Origin of the sequence: Streptomyces sp. NPDC002896 (assembly GCF_040295225.1) — a bacterium.
Taxonomy (GTDB): Bacteria; Actinomycetota; Actinomycetes; order Streptomycetales; family Streptomycetaceae; genus Streptomyces.
In genome coordinates this window covers 357,013-379,473 of sequence record NZ_JBEOVA010000008.1, presented here as the reverse complement: position 1 = coordinate 379,473, position 22,461 = coordinate 357,013, and the positions used below count along the sequence as shown (strand labels likewise).

Genomic DNA, 22,461 nt, shown 5'->3' with positions numbered 1-22,461 from the left:
CATCGCCTCCCAGGCGTGGTCGACCACTCGCCCAGGCGCACGGCATCGACGTCCACGTCAGGCCGCTCCCCGGTGGTGCTCCACCTCAGCGCCAGTCACGGCCCACAGCGCACTGTAGTGGACATGAGGTATTCGGCGTGCTGCGAATTGCCCCGGCAGGCGTCACGGCCGCTCAGGTCGCCGCATACGCCGTCGCCTGGATGCCGTACAGATCCGCGTACCGCCCGCCCAGTGCCAGCAGTTCCTCGTGTGTGCCGTGTTCCGTCAGTCTGCCCTTGTCGAGGACGAGGATCAGGTCGGCGCCGCTCACGGTCGAGAAGCGGTGGGAGACGATCACGGTCACGGCGCCGGTGCGGGTGGCGAGGGCGTGGGCGCGGTTCATGTAGCGCTGGAAGATGGCCTGTTCGCTCGGGGCGTCGAGGGAGGCCGTGGGTTCGTCGAGGACGAAGAGGAGCGGGTCGGGGCGCATGGAGGCGCGGGCCAGCGCGGTCTTCTGCCACTGGCCTTCGGAGAGGTCGACGCCGCCCAGTTCGCGGCCGAGCTGGGTGTCCAGGCCGTCCGGGAGGCGGGCGACGAGGCTCTCGGCGTCGGCCGCGCGGACTGCCTCCGCGATGCGTTCGCGGTCGTCGATGTGCGGGAGGTCGCCAAGGCCCACCGTCTGGGCGAACACGGTGTGGAAGCGCCCGAAGTCCTGGTACGCGGCGCTGCTCCGGGCCCGCCAGGCGTCCGTGTCGAGCTCGGCGAGATCGGTGCCGTCGACGGTGATCCGCCCCTCGTCGGGGCGGTAGAACTTCGACAGCAGCTTCACCAGCGTCGTCTTGCCGGAGCCGAACTCGCCGACCACCGCGACCACGGCGCCGGCGGGCAGCGTGACGCTGATCCCGTCCAGCGCGCGGCGTTCGGTGCCCGGGTAGACGTACGACACGTCGGTGAGGGTGATGCCGTCGCGCAGGACGTCGGGGCTGGGCGCCGTACCGGTGTTGCGGTTCCGCTGCTCGGCGGCGTACTCGCGCATCCACAGGTACGGGCCGATCAGCCGCATCGCGTCGATCGCCCCGGCCGCCCGGATCACCGCCTGTTGCACGGACTGGCGCAGCGCCGCCGCGACGGTGATCGTCAGCACCAGGTCGCCGGGCGTCCCGAGGCCGTGTGCCGTGCGGTGGCCGACGAGCGCGAGGCCGCCGCCGAAGCCGAGCGTGAACACCGTCCAGCCGACGGCCCGTAGCCGTGCCGCGCGCATCCGGGCCCGGTAACGGCCGTCGACCACGGCCCCGAAGGCCGCGCTCTGCCGCCGCACGATCTCCTCCCCCGCGCCGGCGACCCTGAGCTCCTTGCCGGTCGCCGCGCGCGTGCCGAGCTTGAACAGATGGCGCTGCACGCGCTGGTACTCCGCGGTGTCGGTCTCCGCCGCGTTGATCAGCCGCTGGCCGCGGGCGTTGGCCCACAGCGGGAGTGCGGCGGCGGGCAGCAGGAGCAGCAGCCAGGGGCTGACCGTGCCGAGGAGCAGGAGCAGCACCACGAGTTGGAGCACGTCCGTGAAGATCGCGATCGCGCTCCACATGCTCGCGACAATGGCCCAGGCGGAGGTACGGACCGTGGTGACCCGGTCCAGGTAGTCCGTGCGCTCCAGGTGCTCCAGGCCCTCCAGCGTCGCGATGTCGCGGTGGATGCCCTCATGGATGTCCGTCAGCCCGATCTTCTCGGTCGACATGATCATGAGGGAGCGGCCGATGTGGTTCAGGGTGCGGGTCGCGGCGTAGGCGCAGGCCGCGCAGACCGCACCGAGGACGGCCACGTCGTGGTCGCCGGTCGTGATGCCGTCCACGGCGGTGCGCAGGGACAGCGCGACGCCGATGGTGGCGGGCACGCCGAGCAGCAGTACGGCGAGGGTGGCCGCGGTGGCGGCCGGGATGCGGCGGCAGGAGAGCGCGAACAGCTCGCCCCACAGCGCGAGTGTGCGCCTCACCGGTACCGCCCCTTTCTTGCCGGTCTCGTCCTCACTCAATGCCGTACTCGCCTCACTCAATGCCGTACTCGCCTTCCTCGATGCGGTCCTCGTGGCCGCGCCGGAAGCGTTCGGCCTGGATCGCGAACATCTCGGCGTACGTGCCCTGCCGGGCGATCAGTTCGTCGTGGCTGCCGGATTCGGTGATGCGGCCGCCGTCGAGAAGGACGATCCGGTCGGCCTGGCGGACGGTGGACAGGCGGTGCGAGATGAGGACGACGGAGGTGTCGTCGCCGCGGGCGCGGGCGAGCCGGTCGAAGACGTCGAACTCGGTGCGTACGTCGAGGTGGGCGGTCGGCTCGTCGAGCACGAGGAGCCGGGAGCCGGTGTGCACGGCGTAGAGCGCGCGGGCGAGGACGACCTGCTGCCACTGTCCGCCGGACAGGTCGACGCCGTCGGTGCGGGAGCGGGCGAGCGGGGTGTCCCAGCCCTGCGGCAGCCGCTCCAGGACGGCGGTCAGCCCCGCGTCGCGGGCGGCCGCTTCGAGCGCGGTGTCGTTCCGGGGGACGGCGGCCTGGCCGAGGGTCACGTTGTCGGCGGCGGAGAGTTCGTAGCGTACGAAGTCCTGGAAGACGACCGAGATGCGGCGGCGCCACGCGTCGGGCGTGAGCTCGGCCAGGTCGGTGCCGTTCGCGGTGATACGGCCGCCGGTCGGCTCGTACAGGCCGGAGAGCAGCTTGATGAGCGTGGACTTTCCGGCGCCGTTGAGGCCGACGACGGCGAGGAGTTCGCCGGGGCGGATCTCCAGGTCGAGGCCGTCGAGGACGGTGTGCTCGGTGCCGGGGTAGCAGAAGGAGACGCTCTCGAAGCGGACGTGGAGAGAGCCGTCGGGCATCTGCGCGCCCTGGCGCGGCACACGTCCGGCATGGAGCGCACCGGCATCGTCGGACACCGGCAGGAGTTTCTCCAGCTCCTCGGTTGCTTCGATTGCGGCCTCGGCCCCGGCGACGTCGCGCCCGTCGGCGTAGTCGACGAGGCTCACCAGCGACCAGCCCGCGCTCAGCACGGCCGTGGCGACGGCCGCCGAGTACGTGCCGTCCGCACCGCCCGCCGCTGCCGGTACGAACACGGCGAGCAGACAGCCGAGAACGACGATCCCGTGCCCGATGTTCTCCCAGGACGTGTGGACGGTCCTGCGCCACAACGGCTCGAACATGCCCATCAGATGACGCCGGTGCTCGGCGAGCATCCACCCGGCCAGGCCGAAGGTGCGCACGTCCTTCCCGGCGCTCGGCGACGTCAGCGCCTCGGCCCACACCCCTCCCTGCTGGGCGCGGTCGGCGCGGGTCAGCCACTGCCGGATCAGCTCCGCGAAGCGGCGTACGAAGCGGATGCGCAGCGCGACGACGGGCAGCAGGATCACGGGCACCGCCCACCACGCGAAGGCGACCAGGACGGCGGACGAGGCGACGAAGCCGCAGGCGGCGCTGATGAACCGCAGCTGGGCGGCGGCGCCGTCGGCCGGGGTGCGCTCGGTCCAGTTCTCCGGGTCCGCGGAGGCGGCCTGCACGAGTTGCTGGGTCCTGGGCTGCTCCAGGCCGCCGATGGTGGGGACGGAGACGGCGCGGCGCAGGAGCGCGGCCCGGTGTGCGCCGACGATCCGCGCCTTGAGCAGCCAGTCCAGGGGCTCGATGAACGACTCGAGGAGGTGCGCGACGAGGAGGAGGCAGGTGAAGGCGGCCAGGGGCCACAGGAGGCCGCCGAGGACTCCGTCGCCGGTCAGCCGCTCGGCGCGGCCGATGAGATGCCCCATGGCGACCGCGGTGGCCGCGGGCAGCAGGGCCTGGGCGAGCAGGAGCAGCGAAAGCCCCACCAGCAAGGGGCGGGGGACGGTGCGGAGCGGGCGGAGCAGCGCGATGCGCTGCGTCAGTGGGCCGGTCAGTACGGGTCACCTCGCGGGTTCCGGTGGGTGGTGGAGCCGGCCCCGGACGGGACCGGCTCCCTTTCGCGGTGCTCCATGGTGCCGTGGTGCTGTGTTGCCGTGCTGCGATTTTCTGGCCCGCCGTCAGCCGGTCAGCTGCTGGAGACGGTCAGGTTGTTCGTCTGGAAGTCCAGCCCGCCCGACGACGAGGTGATCTCGTAGCCGAACTGGACGTCTCCGATGGTCTCGTTGCCCATCCAGCCCTTGGTGTCCTTGATCCACTTGAGGATCGGCAGGATGCTGACGGTGCCGGAGCTGGAGTCCGAGGTGCGCAGGAAAGAGAAGACCTCGTTGGCGCCGTTGTTGCCCTTGTAGACGGTCCAGGTGTGGCCGCCGAGGGTGACGTTGCCCTGCGAGGTGCCGAGCGGTCCGACGGCTCCGTTGTAGTTGACCCAGAGCATGATCTCGTAGTCGTAGTCGGTGTCCCAGATGTCGTACGAGGTGTTGTACGCGCCGGAGGACGGGACCGTGACGTTGTAGCTGCTGCTGAGCGAACCGAGCGAGGTGATCGACTTGTTGATCACCTTCTTGGAGTTGGGGTAGGACTTGATGCCGCCGGTGTTGGGGTGGTCGGCCCAGACGCCCCAGTTGGTGCCGGAGTTGGCCCATATGCACTGGCTGCCGGCGCCGGAACCCCAGATGTTGTTGTAGAGCGTGTAGCCGTTCAGCGTGGTGTTGCCCCACTGGTCGCAGGAGTTCCAGACGGCGGCCTGGGCGGGGGCGGATGCGAGGCCGATCGTCGCGCCGAGCGCGAGCGCGGGGGCCAGCAGAGCCTTGGTGACCTTGCTCAGTGTGCGTCGTGCCATGGTGTCCCTTTCCATGGGTGGGGGGATTTGCTGAGTTCTTCGATCTACCGCGCCTCCAGAGTGAGGACGCGGTCTTCCCCGGCGCGCAGGGAGAGCGGGCGCGCGCCGGTGGAAGTCCGGGAGTGCGTCCGCAGGTCGATGCGGACGCTGCGGGTGGGTCGGATCACGGCGGTGGCGCCGTCCGGGCCCCAGGTGAGGTCGACTTCGGCGCCGAAGCGGGTGCGTACGCCGAGCAGTTGGCCGCTTGCGTACGCGTCCGGGAGCGCGGGCAGGAGGACGAGCCGGTCCGGTGTCGACTGCACCAGCATCTCGACGAGCAGCGCGGGCAGTGCGTGGGCGGCGTCCGCGTTGTAGACGTCGCGGTTCGGGTAGTGCGCGCTCATCAGCGAGGCGTGGAAGAAGTCGCCCGTCAGGACCTGGTCCAGGGCGGCTTCGACCCGCTCGCCGTCCCGCAGGCGGGCCGCTATCAGGGCGTGGTGCAGATGTCCGTGTGCGGAGTCGTTCTCGGCGCCGCGGAGCTGGAGCGCGCGGTGGGCGGCCGCGGCGAGCCCTGGGGTGTCGTAGGGGTTGATCTCGTCCAGCGGCCAGACGCCGTAGAGGTGGCTGAGGTGCCGGTGGTCGTAGGAGTCGTCGAGGCCCGACCAGGCCCATTCGGCGATCGCGCCGTCGTCGTTGACGCGGTGCGGCGGCAGCCGGTCGGCGAGGGCGCGCCAGCGGTCGGCGTCCGGGGTGCCAGGGTGGTACGCGGCTGCGGTGATCAGGGCGTGGCGGGCCGCGGAGAGGTCCATGGCGGCGTTGAGAGCGCCCCAACTCGCGTTCGCCGGCCGGTTCTCCGGGGAGTAGGAGGGGACGACGACGAGATGGCCGTCGGGGCCTGTGCGAGTCAGGAAGTCCTCGTAGAACTGCGCCACTTCAGCGAGGGCTGCGGCCAGGCGCGGGTCCTGTTCGCCGCGGGTCTCGTCGTGGTCGACGAGGGGCTTCAGCAGCCAGTCGGCACCCGCCGTCCACAGGTGGAGGGGGTACTCGCGGCTGAAGTGGTACGTGTGCCCCGACTCGCCGTCGGTGTGCGAGGGCGCGACGATGCCGCGGGTGCCGAAGATCGCGCGAGCGTTGTCCCGCCAGTCCGGCAGCTGGCCGTAGACGAGGGCGGCGTGTGCCTCGAGGACCTCGGGCAGGGCGGTGGCGGCCGCCGACGCGGTCTGCAGATTGAGGTTGGCGTTGGTGGTGAACGCCCCCGACCACGCGGTGTCCCAATCTCCGGTCCACAGGCCGGGCAGGCGCGGCGGCAGCATGCCGCTCGCGGACAGCAGGTGGTAGCGGCCCGCCGCGAACAGCCGTTCCAGGAGGGCGGCGCTCTTGGGGCGGCTGAGCAGCTCGGAGCCGGGAAGGGCGCGGTCGGCGTCGTCTGCGCCGCCGCCCGCGGGATCGCCTTCGGCGGGGCCGAGGCGGAGGGAGACGCGCTCGTAGGCGGGCTGGTGGAGGGCGGTGTGGCGGCCGAGGAGGTGGGCGTAGGCGTCGGCTGCGTCGGCGAGGCCCTCGTCTTCTGGCCGTACGTCGAGCGGCAGATCGGGCAGCAGGGCGCGCATCGCGTCGGCCTCTGCCAGGACGTCCAGTTCACCGGTGTGGCGGTGCACGCGCGTGAGGAGCAGTACGCCATCGGCGCCCTCGATCCGCACGCCGGGCGGCTCCACGGTCGTACGGCCGCCGGTGGTCACCGCGAGGGTCACACCGGTGTACGCGAGGTCGCTGTCCGGGTAGCGGGCGCGCAGCGTGAACAGGGCGCCCTCGCGGGTGAGCGCCGCCCCGTGACCGACCGACAGGCCTGCCGGGACGCCGGGGAGACGGTGGTCGAGGGCGATGTCCAGGGTGAGGTCCGGTCCGGTGACGTACTGGACGATGACGTCGTCGGCGCGTGAGACGAAGACTCGGCTGCGCCAGTCCGCGCACACGGCGTCGGCGACGCCGGTGGTGAAGTCGACGGAGCGCCGATAGCCGCGCGATTCACTGGCCGGTCTGCGTAGCCGTATCTGGAACGCGGGGTGGAAGGGCTTCACCCACATCAGGCCGCGGCCGTCCGTGAAGCGCTCGGCGGCCGTGGTGTCGCCGTCGAGCAGCCGGTCCTGGAGTGCGGCGAGTTCGGCGGCGAGCTGCGGGGGCCGGGCGTGCTCGCTGCCGTTGGGGCGGACGAGTGTGTGGTGGTTGACGATGATCCGGTCGTCGTTCGGATCGCCGAACACCATGGCGCCGTGCCGGCCGTTGCCGCTCAGGAAGGCGTCCTCCCAGCGGGCGGCGGGCGTCGGCTCCCACGTTCCGGCGCGCCACGCGTGCGTACCGTCTGTGGCCTGCCACGCGCGCGTGCGGTCTGTGGCCTGCCACGCGCGCGTGCCGTCCCCGGTCCGCGTCGCGCGCGTGACGTGCGTGTCCTGCTGCCCGTTCACGGCGCCAGCACCGCCACCCCGTACCGCTCCAGCTCCAGCGAGCCCTCGACGGCCTCGCCGGTGAGGAGATCGCGGTGGGTGCCGGCGGGCACCTCGACCGTCACCGGCTCGCGCCGGTGGTTGAGGACGAAGAGCAGCTCGCCCCGGCGGACCGCCTCCACCCCGGCCGGCAGGCCCTCGAGCACCGGGCGGGCGCCCGCCTCGGCGGCCACCCGTGCCAGCAGGTCGCGCAGCGCGTCTGGCTCCGGAAGCGTCGAGACGTACCAGGCACGGCCCTTGCGCAGCACGGCCGGCAGGCCGTCGAGCTCGCCGCCCTTGTAGGGCGTGACGGCGTCCGCGTCCGCGGCCTCCAGTTCCTCGGACCAGAGCGTGCCGCGGAAGCCGTCGGCCTCGACGGTCTCGTCCGCGTCCAGGGGCCACCACTCGTGGAGGATCCGGATGCCGAACAGCTCGCGGAGCCGTTCGTCCATGCCGCCAGGGCGCACCCGGTCGTCCTCGTCGGCGACGCCGGTCTGGAAGCCGCAGACCAGGGTGCCGCCTCCCTGCACGTACGCCACCAGGTTGTCGATCGCCGCGTCGGTGAGCACATACAGCTGGGGCACGACGACCAGCTTGTACGCGGACAGGTCGTGCTCGGGGTGGGCGAAGGCAACCGTCGTGCCCGCCTCCCACAGGCCGCGGTGCCAGGCGCGTACGACGTCCTGGTAGTCGACGGCGGAGGAGAGTCGGCCGTCCTGCTGGCCGGCCCACCAGGCGTTCCATTCGTGCAGGATCGCGACATCGGCGGCCACGCGCGTGCCGGTCACCTCGCCGCTGATACGGGCGAGCTCGGCGCCGATCTGCTTGACCTCCTGGAAGGTGCGGCCCTGCTCTCCGGCGTGGCTGACCATCCCGGAGTGGAACTTCTCCGAGCCCTGCCGGGACTGGCGCCACTGGAAGTAGCAGACGGCGTCGGCGCCGCGGGCGACGGCCTGGAGCGACCACAGGCGGTTGAGGCCGCGCGGCTTCGGGTGGTTGACGCCCCGCCAGTTGACGGGTCCGGCAGCCTGCTCCATGACCATCCACGGACCGCCGCGCGCCTGGGAGCGCGTCATGTCCTGGATCAGCGCGCCGTTCTGGCCGCCGAAGGGGTCGCGCGGGTCGGGGTAGATGTCGACCGAGACGGCGTCCTCCTCCTCGGCCCAGCGCCAGGCGTCCTGGCCCATCCAGAACGGCATGAAGTTGGTGGTCACCGGGATGTGCGGGGTGTGCCGGCGGACGATGTCGCGCTCGATGACGTAGCACTCCAGGAGCATGTCGGAGGTGAAGCGCTTGAAGTCGAGCACGTGGGTGGGGTTCTTCATGTAGTGGGCGCGGCGGGGCGGGAGGATCTCGTCCCAGCTGCCGTAGCCCTGGCTCCAGAAGGCGGTGCCCCAGGCGGTGTTGAGGGCGTCGAGCGTGCCGTACTTGTCCTGCAGCCAGCGGCGGAAGGTGGTGGCCGCCTCGTCGCCCCAGTCGTAGGTGCAGTACTCGTTGTTGATGTGCCACATCGTGAGGGCGGGGTGGCTGCCGTAGCGGGCGGCCAGGTCCTCGGTGATGGCGGCGGCGTAGCGGCGGTAGGTGGCGCTGGAGTGCGAGAAGTGCTGGCGGGAGCCCCACCACTCGGTCTGGCCGTTCTCGTCACGCGGCAGCGTCTCGGGGTGGAGCCGGCCCATCCACGGCGGGGGCGAGGAGGTCGGGGTCGCGAGGACGACCCCGATGCCGTTCTCGTGCATGAGGTCCATCAGGCGGTCGAGCCATCCGAACTCACGTGCTCCCGGGCGTGGTTCGAGCTTCGCCCAGGAGAAGACGCCCAGCGTGACGGAGTTGACGCCTGCCTCGCGCATGAGGCGCACGTCCTCGAGCCAGGTCTCCTCCGGCCACTGCTCGGGGTTGTAGTCGCCGCCGAAGAGGATGCGACCGCGAGTGGTGTCGGCGAGGGTCGGGCGGTCCGGCGTACCGGATGCGGTCACGCTGGGCGTCTGGGGGGTCATCAGGAAGGTTCTCCGTAGGCGCTGGGCGTCGGGCGGGCTGTCAGGCCGGGTCTCCGTACTGGATGCCGCGGCCGTTGGTGCCGAGGTAGACCCGGCCGTGGATGCGGGGGTCGCCGGTGATGACCTCACCGATCCAGCCCCACTGGTGGGCGTCGTCGTTGATCCGGATCCAGGTCTTGGCCTCGTCGTCGGAGCGGTAGACGGCGGTGATCGCCTCCGTGGCGCCGACCTGGTAGATCGCCGGGTAGTCGGCTCCGTCGGCGGCCTTGCCGAAGCCGAGCGTGTACGACGCCCAGCAGCTGCTCACCTTTGTGAAGGTGGCGCCGCCGTCGGTGGAGCGGTACAGGCCGTTCCACTTGGCCGAGAGCCACAGGTCGCCGCTGCGGCCGGGTGCTGCGGCGATCTTGAACTGGTTGTCGCCGGAGGGCAGTCCGGTCGCACGGGCGGTGAAGGAGGCGCCACTGTCAGTGCTGGCGTATAGCTTTCCCGTGTCGGTGTCGTACGCGTAGACGAGCGTCGGGTCGGCCGGGTCGGCGACCGGCGTGGCGCCCTTCGGGAAGGAGGAGACCTCGGTCCAGGTCGCACCGTTGTCGGTGGAGCGGTGTGCGGCGTACTTGGTGCCGTCCCAGTGCACGAACGACCACAGCAGCGTCGAGCCGTCGGCGCTGGTGGCGATCGGTCCCGGTGCGTTCTTGGCGATGTCGGGCTGGGCCGCGAAGGGCGCCCAGGTCTGCCCGCCGTCGTTCGAGTAGGCACCGTTGCCCTTGTCGCCCCAGCCGGCCCGTACGACGTACGACGGCTTGGCCGTGGCCAGCGCGAGTCCCGTCGCCGACCCGAACACGGGGTTCGTCGCCATGCCGCGTGACGGAGAGGCCGTGAGCAGCTCGTGGTACATCACGCCGATGTCGCCGAGCCCGCTGAGCAGGTGTGCATCGCCGGCCGGGGGCGAGATCAGCTGGCGCACGGCGGTCTCCTCCAGACCGCGGATCTGCGGTGCCCAGTTCTTCAGGTCCCGGGTCGCGTAGAGCGTCGCACCCGTCCCGTACACGATGTGCTTCGAGTCGTACGGGTCGATGCCGACGGCCTGGATCCACCAGCCGAACTTGGGCTTGTCCTCACCCCACTTCAGATAAGGAGTCTCGGACACGTCGAAGACAGCAGAGTCCTTGAGGGACGTCCAGGTACGTCCGCCGTTGGTGGAGCGGTACAGCGTGTCGATGGCCGCCCAGCGGTTGTTGGTGGAGACGACGACGGTGCCGGGGCGGCAGACGTCCACGGCGACGCCGCCGTAGCCGAAGGTGTCGTTGGAGCCGTCGTCCGTCGTGCCGCCGGGCTTCACGGGCGTGACCTCGGTCCACTTGCCGGACGCGGTGTTCAGCTTGTGGACGGAGCCGGTCGAGTGGCCGTTCGGTCCGGGGGTGTCGGCGTAGGTCACGTACAGCTCGCGCGTGGCGGCGTCGTACGCGGCGCGGATCGGCACCTTGGCCGCGGTCCCGGTGGGCTGGCCGGGCACGGCCTCCCAGGCGCCGGACGTGGTCGTGCGGTACAGGACCGTCGCGGTCGCGCTGCCGTCGCCGTCGCCCCAGCCTGCGTACAGGGTGCGCCCGGCCGCGACGAGGAACATGACGCCTTGGCCCGACGCCTTCGCCTGCGCCGGGAAGTCGGCGGACGCCCAAGTAGCGCCCCGGTCGGTGGTCTTGAGCAGGCCGTCGTGGCGGGTGCCGAGCCACAGGGTGTCGCTGTCGCGCGGGTCGACGAGGAGTCGCTCGCCCGCGCCGCGGCCGTCCTCGTTGGCGCCGAGCTTCACGCTCAGGTCGGTGCGGGTCCAGGTGGCGCCGCGGTCGTCGGACCGCAGCACGGCACCGTTGCCCGCCCACGACTGGGCGTACGTGCCGACGGCCAGGTACACGCGGTCCGGGTGGGCGCGGTCGACGGCGATCGCCTCGACACCGAGCAGGTTCCAGTCGTCCCAGCCGATGTGGTCGATGAGCGGCAGCCACTGGCTCGTGCCGTCGTCCCAGCGGTAGGCGCCGCCGATGTCCGTGCGGGCATAGGCGAGTCCGCGTACGGAGGGGTGGAACAGCACACCGGTGACGAAGCCGGTGCCGCCGATGACGGCGTTGCGCCAGCGGTAGGGGTTCGCGTTGGCGTCGGCTGCCGCGGTGGCACTTCCGGCGGTGGGGGCCTTGGTGGCCGCATGGGCCGTGCCCTGGAAGGCGGGGACGGCGGTGAGTGCAGCCGAGGCGGCAGTCCCGGCGAGGACGGTGCGTCTGCTCAGGCGGTGCGTGCTCATGACATACCTCGTTCTGTGCGGGGAGGAGCGGAGGAGTCTGATGAACCTGGACCTGGGGGGAGGGTGGAGCTGGGGGAGGGCGAATCGGGGGGGGCCGGATCTAGGGGCTGGTGGACCTGGAACAGGAGGCTCCGAGATCGTCGCGACAGACGGCCCGACCGCGGGGATCCGGCAGTCACGGCGCGGAGAGGGAGCCACGCCGTAACGGGGACAGGAATCCCCACGGCGCGGAGTTGGTGCCCGCCGTGTCCGGCCGGCGACAGGCCCGGCCGGACACGGCGGCGAACGAGGTGCGGTGCGGGCGTCAGCCCTTGACCGCGCCGGTGAGCATGCCCTTCTTGAAGTGCTTCTGGACGAAGGGCGAGAGGAACGCGACGGGGAGCAGGGCGAGCACCATGACCGCCATCTGGACGGCGAGTTCGGACAGCTGGCCGGTCTTGATGGCCTGCCCCATCCCCATCGGGGCCTCCTGCTTCTGCACGAGCTGGATCATGACGTTCTGCAGCGGCATCATGTCCTGGTCGCTCAGGTAGATCGACGCGTTGAACCAGGCGCTCCAGTAGCCGACGGCGTAGAAGAGCGTGATCACCGCGACGACCGCGCGGGAGAGCGGCAGCACGATCTTCCAGAGGATCCGCCAGTCGCCGGCGCCGTCGATCCGTGCGCTGTCGATGAGTTCCGGCGAGATGCCCATGAAGAAGCCACGCAGGACAAGGATGTTGAAGACGCTCACCGCGCTCGGCAGGATCAGCGCGAGGTAGGTGTCGGTCAGCCCCAGGGTCTGCACCAGGAGATACGTGGGGATGAGGCCGGCGCCGAAGAACATCGTGGCGAGCAGCGTCATCAGGAACCAGCGGTGTCCGAGCGACGAGGTACGGGACAACCCGTAGGCGCACAGGACGGACACCGTCATCGAGAACAGCGTGCCGACCAGGGTGACCAGAATGCTGATGATCGTCGCGCGGGTGACCTGGCCGCCGCTCAGGAGTTCCTGGTAGGCGATGAAGGTGATGCCCTTGGGGATCAGCACCAGACCGCCGGCCTCGGTGATGGTCTTCTTCGAGGACAGGCTGGTGACGATGACGATCCACAGCGGGAAGAGGACCGCGAGGCAGGCGATGCCCAGGACGAGGCCCTTGCCGGCCAGCCCGGCCTTGCTGGGCTCGCCCTCCCATGCAGGCCTCGGCGGGGCAGCCCAGGGGCTGCGCGGACGACCTTCGGTGACGGCGCTCACTTCTTGTACACCCCCTGCTCGCCCATGAGATGGGCCACCTTGTTCGCCGCCAGCACCAGTCCCAGGCTCACGACGCCCTTGATGAGGCCGGCGGCGGCCGCATAGCTGAAGTCCTGGTTGCGGACGCCGTTCCACCACACATAGGTGTCGAGGACTTCCGCCGCGCCCGGCCCGACCGCGTCGCGTTGCAGCAGGATCTGTTCGAAGCCGACGGTGAGGGCGTCGCCGACGCGCAGCACCAGCAGCAGGGCGATCACCGGGCGCAGCGCGGGCAGTGTGACGTGCCACATCCGGCGCCACCGGGAGGCCCCGTCCATCGCCGCGGCCTCGTACAGGTCGGGACTGACGGAGGCCAGCGCGGCGAGGAAGACGATGATGCCCCAGCCCGCGTCCTTCCAGACGCCCTCCGCCGTCACCAGGAACTTGAAGATCCCCGGGTCGGTCATGAGGTCGAAGCCCTCGTAGCCGTGCTGCCGCAGGGTCTGCGCGATGATGCCGGCGCCACCGAAGATCTGCTGGAAGACGGTGATGACCAGCACCCAGGAGAAGAAGTGCGGCAGGTAGAGGATCGCCTGGGAGACGGCCCGTACGCGGGGCCTGATCACGCTGTTGATGAGCAGCGCGAGCAGGATCGGGATGGGGAAGAAGAGCACCAGCTGCAGGATGAACAGCACCAGGGTGTTCTGCACGGCGTCCCAGAACGCCGAGTCCTCGAAGATCCGCTGGAACTGCTCGAAGCCCACCCAGGGGCTGTGCAGGATGGAGATGACCCCGTTGTCGCTGACGTACGGGTCGTACTCCTGGAAGGCGACGACGTTGCCCAGGATCGGTACGTAGTTGAAGACCAGGACCAGCAGCACGGCCGGCAGGGTCATCAGGATCAGGGCGCGGTCCCGCCTGAGGCGGTTCCTGAAGGTACCGCCCTTCGAGGCTTTGGCCGCCTTGGACTTGCTCGCGCGCGTCGCCGGGGCGACGGACGGCTCGGTGCCGTCCGTCACCACGGACGCGGCGGTCCGGGCGGGTGCGCCTGGTGTGGTGCTGTGCGACGACACTACGTCACCCCTGCGAGCCGTTGTCGTCGAGCAGCTTCTTGTACCAGTCGCGCAGCTTGTCGCCGCCCTGGCTCTTCCAGTCGGAGATGGCCTGCTGCATGTCGCTGATCTTCTTGCGGCCGCGGACGATGTCGTCCTCGAGCTGCTCGAAGTCGTTGGACAGGTTGGTGTAGCGGGCGGGCTCGGTGACCTGCATCCCGAAGAAGGAGGACTTCTTGGTGAAGGCGCCCATCCGCTGCTGCCACTCCACCTGCTCCTTCGCGATGTCCGGGAAGTCCGGGTGCGCGATGGTCGGGGCCGGCAGGGAGAGCATGACGTAGGCGTTCACGACCTCCTGGTTGCCCTTGTCGGTCTTGATCGGCATGCCGTCCTTGACGGTGTAGTGCGTGCCCTCGACCCCGTACTGGGTCAGCATGTACTCCTTGGTGCCGTACGGGGCGGCGGCGACGTTCGCAGCGGCCAGCACGTCATGGATCACGGCCTTCGACGCCTTCTTGTTGATGAAGGCGAAAATGCCCGCGGGCGATGCGGCCCAGAGCTGGGGGTCACCGCCGTCGTGGCCGAAGATGTCCATGCCGGCGATGCGGAACTTCTTGTTCTGCGTGGCCTGTTCGGCCATCTTGCCCCACCAGTCCGAGATGTTCTGGTTGTACATCAGAACCTCGCCCGAGGTGAAGCGCAGGCCCGCGTCACCCTGGTTCTGCGCCTTGGCGTCGGGGTGGACGACGCCCGCCGCGTACAGCTTCCGCGTCCACTCCAGCGCTTCGAGGTACTCGTCGGTCTCGACGCGGTAGATCAGCTTGCCGTCGACGAGGTTCCAGCCGAGCGGCTTCTCGCTGCCGGACAGCACACCGAAGCTGTTGAAGGCGGTCCACTTCATGTCGTCACAGGCCCACACCTTCGCCTTGGCGTTGGTGATGTCCTTCGCGAGAGCCAGGAACTCGTCGGCCGAGGTGGGGAGTTCGTACCCCTCCTTGTCGAAGATGTCCTTGCGGTAGAAGGGGACGATGCCCGGGACGGTGGGAGAGGGCTGCGGCAGACCGCGCAGCTTGCCGCCGAAGATGGAGTACCGCCAGGCGTCCGTGGGGAGGGCCGCGAGGTTCGGGTACTCCTTGACCTTGTCGCCGGAGAGGTACGGGCCGAGGTCGGCCATCTTGCTGATGATGGCGCTGGGTATCTTGCCGCCCATGTTCCAGCTGGGGATGACCACGACGTCCGGCATGTTGCTGGAGGCGAGAACGGCGCCAAGCTTCTCGTCGTAGGTGTTGCCGTCCTGGTTCTGCCAGACGATGTCGGCGCCGATCAGCTCGTTCATCGCCTTGTAGTAAGGGTTGCTGCTCTTCGGCGGCGAGCCCCAGAACGGCGACATGATCTTGACGGTGGAGCCCTTGCCGAGCTTCTCGGGCACCGAGGTCTTCAGATCGGCCAGGGAGAGCTTGCTGGTGAAGCCGACCGCGGAGCCGTTCTTCGACGGGATGTCCGGGGTCACGACGTTCTGGGCCACGAAGGTGGGAAGGATCTTCTTCGCGTCCTTGCCCGAGGTCGTGCCGTCCTTGGAGCCGCCGTCCGACCCACCGCAGGCGGTCAGCAGCGGCATCCCGCCGGCCACGGCCGCCGCGGCGACGGCCGTGGAGGCGAGGAAGCTTCTCCGGCTCGGGGCGGAGCTCGCGGAGGAGGAGTTCGGCGTCATTGCGTCAACCCTTCATGGTGCACACCAGGACACCCGGGGCGGCGTGCCACCGGTCGGCTTCGGTGTCTCGAGTGGAACTGGCGGAGCTGAAGCGGACATCGGAGCGGTGCACAGAACGTGGGTGCCCGGATCCTTGTCGAAGCGCTTCGATGTTGCTGCGAGGTTAAGTGAACACCCCGAGGCGCACAAGAGCCGATTCCAACATTCCTCCGACCTATATACGGGGCGGGGAGAGGGCACATGCGAGACTTCGACCCAAGAGTTGTTGCCATGACGTGTCTTGACACTCACCGCTCCACGGCAACAGCATCGAAGCGCTTCGAAAGCGCGCGCCCTCGTTCGACGACACAGGGCGCACACCGCGCACACCTCGCTCCACCACAAGGGGATTCCCACGTGACCGCACATCCGCTGCCCTTCCGCGACCCGCAGCTCCCGTCCGGCGAACGGGTCGACGATCTGCTCGCGCGGCTCACGCTCGACGAGCGGATCGCGATGCTGCACCAGTTCGCGCCGGCCGTGGAACGGCTGGGCGTCGCCGCGTTCCGCACCGGCCAGGAGGCGCTGCACGGCGTGGCCTGGATGGGCCCGGCGACCGTGTTCCCGCAGGCCGTGGGCCTGGGCGCGACCTGGAACGACGACCTCGTACGCAGGGTCGGCGAGGCGGTCTCGACGGAGGTCCGCGCGATGCGCGCCCACGACGACCGCATCGGCCTCAATGTGTGGTCCCCCACGGTGAACCTGCTGCGCCACCCGCTGTGGGGCCGCAACGAGGAGGGCTACTCGGAGGACCCGAAGCTGACCTCGGCCATCGCGACCGCGTACACCCGCGGCCTGCGCGGCGACCACCCCGCATACTGGCGCACGGCCCCCGTCCTGAAGCACTGGCTCGCCCACAACAACGAGACAGGCCGCGACATCACGTCCTCCTCGGTCCGCCCGCGCGTGCTGCACGAGTACGACCTGCGGGCCTTCCGCGAGTCCGTGGAGGCGGGCGCGGTCGCGGGCGTCATGCCCGCGTACAACCTGGTCAACGGCCGTCCCAACCACGTCTCGCCGTATCTGCGCGAGCACCTGCGGACCTGGACGGACCAGGAGCTGCTGGTCTGCTCGGACGCGGGCGCGCCGTCGAACCTCGTCGACTCGGAGCACTACTTCGACACGCACGAGGAGGCGACGGCCGCCGCACTGATCGCGGGCGTGGACAGCTTCACGGACCACGGCACGGACGGTTCGACGATCGTGGCACGCGTGCGTGGCGCTCTGGAGCAGGGGCTGCTCTCCGAGTCCGACATCGACACGGCGGTACGCCGCCAGCTGGCCGTCCGCCTCAGCCTCGGCGAGTTCGACCCGGAGATCGACCCGTACGCCGACACCAAGGACTTCGACACCCCGGCCCACCGCGCACTCGCCCAGGAGGCCGCCGAGCAGGCGATCGTCCTCCTCAAGAACGACGGGCTGCTGCCGCTGGCCACGGACACCCGCATCGCCGTGGTCGGCCTGCTCGCCGACGAGTGCAAGCTCGACTGGTACAGCGGCACGCTGATCCACCGCTCGACTCCCCTGGAGGGCCTGTACGAGCGGTTCGGTGCCGATCACGTCGAATTCGCGGAGGGCGTGGACCGCGTACGGCTGAAGACCTCGTCCGGCACGTATGTCTCGGTGCCCGAGGCCGAAGGCACCGACGACCAGGTGCGCGGCGCCGAGGGCGCCCTCGACCCGGCGCTCCTCGCGGGCCGCACGGACCTGCCGCCGCTGATCGCCGACGCCACCGGGACCGACCTCGCGCTGATCGACTGGGGCAACGACGTCATCACGTTCCGCGCCCCCGACGGCCGGTATCTGTCGGTCGCGGACGACGGCTTCGTGCGGGCTTCCGCGGACCAGCCCGGCGGCTGGGTCGTCCAGGAGACGTTCCGCCTCGAAGCGTCCGGGGCCCACGAGAACGGTCACCTCCTGAAGCACCTGGGAACGGGCCGGTACGTCTCTGTCGCCGCCGACGGCGTGAAGGTTGCCGCCGAAGACCCGGCCGAGGCGGAGATCTTCGAGGTGGTCGTCACCGAGCGCGGCGAGGACGTGGTGGCCCGTGCCGCGGCCGCCGCGGACGTGGTGATCGTGGCTGCGGGCAACGACCCGCACATCAACGGCCGCGAGACCGAGGACCGCACCACGCTGCGTCTGCCCGACCAGCAGGAACGCCTGCTGCGAGCTGCCCGTGCCGCGAACCCGCGCACGGTCCTGACCCTCGTCTCCGCCTACCCGTACACGGTCGAACACGAGGACCTGCCGGCCGTGCTGTGGACCGCGCACGGCGGCCAGGCGGCGGGCACCGCGCTCGCCCGCGTCCTGGCCGGCGACGTCTCCCCCGCCGGCCGGCTGCCGCAGACCTGGTACGCGTCGGACGACGACCTGCCGGACCTGCTGGACTACGACGTCATCGGCGGCCGCCAGACGTACCTGTACTTCGAGGGCACCCCGCTCTTCCCCTTCGGCCACGGCCTGTCGTACGCGTCCTTCGCCTACGAGAACCTGTCGGTGCGGCGGGACGGGGACGCGCTGCGGGTCTCCTTCACCGTCACCAACACCGGCGCCGTGCCCGCCGACGAGGTCGCCCAGGTCTACACCCGGGCCGTCGACCCGACCGTCCCGCGCCCGCGCCGCGAACTGGCCGCGTATCGGCGCGTCCACCTGGCCCCCGGTGCCTCGGCCGAGCTGTCCTTCGAACTCCCGGTCAACGGGCTCGGCTTCTGGGACGTCGCCCACGGCCGCTGGTGGGTGGAGCCGGGGCAGTACGAGCTGCTGGCGGGGGCGTCCAGCGAGGACATCCGGCTGCGCGAGACCGTCCGGATCGACGGCGAGGCCGCGACCCCGCGTCCGGTCCTCGCGAACGGGCTGGACGCCGCCGATTACGACGAGCAGCGCGGCACCGCGATCGTCGACCGCAGCAAGACGTCGGGCGACGCGGTGACGCCGGTGGACGACGCGACGGGTGAACTGGTCTTCCGCAGCTGCGACTTCGGTGACGGCGTCACCGAGGTGTCGGTGGAGGCGGCGGGCGAGGGCACGGTCGAGCTCCGGCTGGCGGACGGCGAGGTCCGTGCCACGGTCGACGTACCGGCGACCGGCGGCCCCTACGCGTACGCCACCGTCGGCGCCGCGTTCGCGGCCACCGGCGTGCAGGACCTGCACATCAGGCTGCGCGGCCCGCTGCGGCTCGCGCACGTCGGCTTCTCTGGTTGAGGGTCCGGAAGAAGCCGGCGCACATAGGAAGGGGCCCGGCACCGAAGGCAGTGGGATGCTTCGGTGCCGGGCCCCTTTCGCAACGCTTGTCGCGGCGGCCGGTCGGCTGTCGCGGCGCCGACCGGCTGTCGCCGCGGGCCGGTCGGCTAGAGGGCGAGACCGGTCAGGACCAGGACCCGCTCGTAGGTGTAGTCCTCCATGGCGAACCGCACGCCCTCGCGGCCCACGCCGGACTGCTTGACGCCGCCGTACGGCATCTGGTCGGCGCGGTAGGACGGGGCGTCGCCGATCACGACACCGCCGACCTCGAGCGCCCGGTGGGCGCGGAAGGCGGTCTGCAGGTCGTGCGTGAACACGCCTGTCTGCAGGCCGTACTTGGAGTCGTTGACGGCGGCGAACGCCTCGGCCTCGCCGTCCACCTTCTGCACAGTGAGGACCGGCCCGAAGACCTCCTCGCAGAAGATGGTCACGTCGGCCGGAACATCGGCGAGCACGGTGGGGGCGTAGGAGGCGCCGTCGCGCTTGCCGCCGGTGAGCACCTGGGCGCCCGCCTGCGCGGCCTCGTCGACCCAGGACTCCACGCGCTTCGCGGCGTCCTCGCTGACCAGCGGGCCGACCTCGGTGGCCTCGTCCGACGGGTCGCCGGTGACCTGCGCCTCGACGGCCGCCACGATCCGCGGCACCAGGCGCTCGTAGAGCGAGGCGTCCGCGATCACGCGCTGGACGGAGATGCAGGACTGGCCGCCCTGGTAGTTGGAGAAGGTCGCGATGCGGTTCGCGGCCCAGTCGAGGTCCTCGTCGGACGCGTAGTCGGCGAGGACGACGGCCGCGCCGTTGCCGCCGAGCTCCAGGGTGCAGTGCTTGCGCGGCACCGAGTCCATGATCGCGTAACCGACCTTGTCGGAGCCGGTGAACGAGATCACCGGCAGCCGCTCGTCCTGGACGAGGGCGGGCATGCGGTCGTTGGGGACCGGCAGGACCGACCAGGAACCCGCCGGGAGGTCCGTCTCGGCGAGCAGCTCGCCGAGGAGAAGGCCGGAGAGCGGGGTGGCAGGCGCGGGCTTGAGGATGATCGGCGCGCCGGCGGCGATCGCGGGGGCGATCTTGTGGGCGCACAGGTTCAGCGGGAAGTTGAACGGCGCGATACCGAGGACGACGCCCTTGGGGAAGCGGCGGGTCAGGGCGAGGCGCCCGGCGCCGCCCGCGTCGGTGTCGAGGCGCTGGGCCTCACCGCCGTTGAAGCGGCGGGCCTCCTCGGCGGCGAAACGGAAGACGGAGACGGCGCGGCCGACCTCGCCGCGCGCCCACTTGATCGGCTTGCCGTTCTCGGCGGAGATCAGCTGGGCGATCTCCTCGGTCCGCTCGACGAGCCGCTTGGACACGTGGTCCAGGGCGGCGGCCCGTACGTGCGCGGGGGTCGCGGCGAACTCGTCCCGGACGGCGTACGCGGCGGCCACGGCCTCCTCGACCTGGGCGTCGCTCGGAACGGCGACCTTGCCGACAAGCCGGCCGTCCCAGGGGGACGTCACGTCGAAGGTGGCCTCGCCGGCGGCCTGGCGGCCGGCGAGCCAGAAGGCGTGGGTGGCTGCCTCGTTTCCCTGTGACATCTTGAGTCCCGGCCCTTCCGCTGTCGGTGTATTGGGGTGGTTCATGGGCCGGTGGTGCGGTGCACGGCCTCCGACCCGGATGGTCCAGGACCCACCGTAGGGCCGAGGACAGCGGGGGTCGCTTGTCCGGTACGGAGTGATAGGCGCGCCCGGCACACCGCTTTGGCAGTGTCGGCGCCCGAGCCCTTGCGTCGTGCGAACGACGTACTCCGTCGAACCGTTCAACCGGCCCGCGTCATTCGCTCGCAGTCGCCTTGAGCGCCAGCCACAGCTCCATACGCACGTCCGGATCGTCGAGGGAGCGCCCAAGGATCTCCTCGACGCGCCGCATGCGGTACCGCAACGTGTGCCGATGCACGCCGAGGTCCGCGGCCGCCGCGTCCCACTGCCCGTGGCGCGACAGCCAGGCCCGCAGTGAGGCGACGAGGTCGCCCCGGCCCCGCGCGTCGTGTTCGTACAGGGCCCGCAGCAGCCCGTCCGCGAAGGCGCGTACCGCGTCGTCGGCGAGCAGCGGCAGCACGGAGCCGGCCGCCAGCTCCTCGTGCTCGACGAGGCAGCGTCCGCGCCGGCGGGCGACGGACAGGGCCTGTTCGGCCTGCTTGTAGGCCGTGGCGGCGGCGATGGGGCCGGCCGGCGCGGACAGGCCCACGACGAGTTCCTGCTCCTCGCCCGCGGCAGCCTCGCGCGCGGTGGTCCCGCGCGCCGCGGCGTCCCGCACTGCGTTACGCGCGTGCTCCAGCGCGTCGGCGTGCTGGATGCACGCCGCCACCGCGGCGCCTCCGTCGGCGGCGAGCAGGACGAGCCGGTCTCCGTCGGGAACCACGAGAAGTGCCTCACCGGCGCGCGCCGCGGCGGCCTCGACGACATCGGCGAGTGCGCTCGGCGGGTCGTCGGCCGCCACATCGGCCATGGGCGGCCGCTTGGCAGCGGGCACGCACGCGTGGTCGTTCGCCTTCGCGTGGGCAACAGCGGGCACGCTCGCGGAGCCACCCGCCTGCGGCTGAGCGGCAGGCACGCGCGCGTGCCCGGCCGCCGACGCCCGGGCGGAGGTGTCTTCGTGGGACGTCCCGTCGGCGTCGCCGGAGTCCGTCCGTCCGGCGGAAGCGGCACCCTTCGCGTGGGCCCGCGCCGCAGAGGCCGGTGCCGCCTCCGCGATGATCACGCGGAACGGCGCGTCCAGCAGCCCCCCGTACAGGTCACCGGCGACCGCCCGGGCGTGGTCGGGCTGCCCGGCGAGCAGCATCCGCAGCACGGCGGCGCCGATGCGCTGCTCGGCGGCATGCAGGGAACGGGACCGCTCCGTCGTAAGCGTCAGCAGGGCGATCGCCGAATGCACGGCGTACCGCTCCGCGGTGCCCAGCGTCGACGCGGTGCCGACGGCGAGCGCGGCGCGCACCCGGCGGCCGGTGCCCAGCGAGTGCAGCTCCACGCGGTCCTCGCCAGCCCCGTCGCCCGATGAGCCGCCCGCGACGGCGCTCGCAGGAGCGGTCCGCTGGTGCAGCCGCTCGACATCGGGCGTGAGCCGGGCGGCCCGGCGAGCGGCCCACTCCGGTGCGGCGGCGACGACGGCGCCGGACGCGTCGTACAGCGCCGCCCAGCCGTCGACCTGCGCGGCGAGCGCGGCGAGCAGCCCCTCGGGGCCCCCGCTCAGCGCCTGTTTGGTGAGCTCGCGCTGGGCGGCGAAGCCGGCGGTCACCGCCCGGTACTGGTCGGCCGCGATGGCGGCCGACACGGCCTTGCTTATGGCGAGGAACGGCGTCCGCCGCGGCACCTCGAGCAGCGGCAGGCCCTCCGCCTCGGCCGCCTCGACGAGCGCGTCGGGGATGTCGTCGTAGTTGACGCCGACGGCGAAGCCGAGCCCGACGACACCGGCGCCCACCAGCCGCTTCACATAGCGGCGCATCGCCTCCGGATCCTCCGCGTCGAGCTTGAGCGCGGTGATCAGCAGCAGCTCGCCGCCCTCCATGTAGGGCACGGGGTCGGCCAGCTCGCTCACGTGCGCCCACCGGACAGGGGCGTCCAAGTGGTCCTCGCCCGCGCGCACCGTGAGCTTGAGCGCGGAGTGCTGGACGAGCGAGGCGAGCGTGGGGCGCATGGGTCTTCAGATCTTCTTCACAGGTCGTCGGTCGAGATGGTGTCGAAGTGGCTTCGGCGTGATGCCCG

12 protein-coding genes and 1 riboswitch are annotated in these 22,461 nt (G+C 71.1%); of the genes, 1 reads left to right on the top strand and 11 read right to left on the bottom strand.

Going from position 1 to position 22,461, the window contains the following annotated elements:
- Positions 1 to 22: 22 nt before the first annotated feature.
- Positions 23 to 109, bottom strand: a riboswitch (ZMP/ZTP riboswitch).
- A 63-nt stretch (positions 110 to 172) separates the two neighbouring features.
- The 9 genes from ABT009_RS17555 to ABT009_RS17515 form a co-directional block, all read right to left on the bottom strand.
- Positions 173 to 1,966 carry an ABC transporter ATP-binding protein gene (locus ABT009_RS17555; RefSeq protein ID WP_351294830.1) on the bottom strand — a complete coding sequence of 598 codons (1,794 nt, stop codon included), beginning with the start codon at positions 1,964 to 1,966 and terminating at the stop codon, positions 173 to 175.
- Positions 1,967 to 2,018: 52 nt separating this feature from the next.
- Positions 2,019 to 3,818, bottom strand: coding sequence for an ABC transporter ATP-binding protein (locus tag ABT009_RS17550; protein WP_351295052.1), 1,800 nt, complete (start codon positions 3,816 to 3,818; stop codon positions 2,019 to 2,021).
- 200 nt (positions 3,819 to 4,018) lie between these two features.
- The gene (locus tag ABT009_RS17545) at positions 4,019 to 4,732 is read right to left on the bottom strand and encodes a glycoside hydrolase family 12 protein (RefSeq protein ID WP_351294828.1); all 714 of its coding nucleotides are present in this window, start codon (positions 4,730 to 4,732) and stop codon (positions 4,019 to 4,021) included.
- A 44-nt stretch (positions 4,733 to 4,776) separates the two neighbouring features.
- Positions 4,777 to 6,999, bottom strand: a complete 2,223-nt coding sequence (locus ABT009_RS17540) for a glycosyl hydrolase family 95 catalytic domain-containing protein (protein ID WP_502989900.1) — start codon at positions 6,997 to 6,999, stop codon at positions 4,777 to 4,779.
- Between the two features lie 167 nt (positions 7,000 to 7,166).
- Positions 7,167 to 9,182: a beta-galactosidase gene (locus tag ABT009_RS17535; RefSeq protein ID WP_351294822.1), complete on the bottom strand. Its 2,016-nt coding sequence runs from the start codon at positions 9,180 to 9,182 to the stop codon at positions 7,167 to 7,169.
- Positions 9,183 to 9,222: 40 nt separating this feature from the next.
- Positions 9,223 to 11,475, bottom strand: coding sequence for a 1,4-beta-glucanase (locus ABT009_RS17530; RefSeq protein ID WP_351294820.1), 2,253 nt, complete (start codon positions 11,473 to 11,475; stop codon positions 9,223 to 9,225).
- A 304-nt stretch (positions 11,476 to 11,779) separates the two neighbouring features.
- Positions 11,780 to 12,709: a carbohydrate ABC transporter permease gene (locus ABT009_RS17525; protein WP_351294817.1), complete on the bottom strand. Its 930-nt coding sequence runs from the start codon at positions 12,707 to 12,709 to the stop codon at positions 11,780 to 11,782.
- A complete protein-coding gene (locus tag ABT009_RS17520; protein WP_351294814.1) occupies positions 12,706 to 13,761 on the bottom strand; it encodes an ABC transporter permease in 1,056 nt (351 codons plus the stop codon). The genes ABT009_RS17525 and ABT009_RS17520 overlap by 4 nt, the downstream gene beginning before the upstream one ends.
- A 4-nt stretch (positions 13,762 to 13,765) precedes the next feature.
- Positions 13,766 to 15,451, bottom strand: a complete 1,686-nt coding sequence (locus ABT009_RS17515) for an extracellular solute-binding protein (protein WP_351294811.1) — start codon at positions 15,449 to 15,451, stop codon at positions 13,766 to 13,768.
- Between the two features lie 396 nt (positions 15,452 to 15,847).
- Here ABT009_RS17515 and ABT009_RS17510 point away from each other — a divergent pair, with 396 nt between their 5' ends.
- On the top strand, positions 15,848 to 18,691 hold the full coding sequence (locus tag ABT009_RS17510) for a glycoside hydrolase family 3 C-terminal domain-containing protein (protein ID WP_351294808.1): 2,844 nt from the start codon (positions 15,848 to 15,850) through the stop codon (positions 18,689 to 18,691).
- Positions 18,692 to 18,837: 146 nt separating this feature from the next.
- On the opposite strand, the gene ABT009_RS17505 is transcribed toward ABT009_RS17510, so the two are convergent.
- Both ABT009_RS17505 and ABT009_RS17500 read right to left on the bottom strand, forming a co-directional pair.
- A complete protein-coding gene (locus tag ABT009_RS17505; RefSeq protein ID WP_351294805.1) occupies positions 18,838 to 20,298 on the bottom strand; it encodes an aldehyde dehydrogenase family protein in 1,461 nt (486 codons plus the stop codon).
- Positions 20,299 to 20,533: 235 nt separating this feature from the next.
- A complete protein-coding gene (locus ABT009_RS17500; RefSeq protein ID WP_351294802.1) occupies positions 20,534 to 22,393 on the bottom strand; it encodes a PucR family transcriptional regulator ligand-binding domain-containing protein in 1,860 nt (619 codons plus the stop codon).
- Between the last annotated feature and the right edge of the window lie 68 nt (positions 22,394 to 22,461).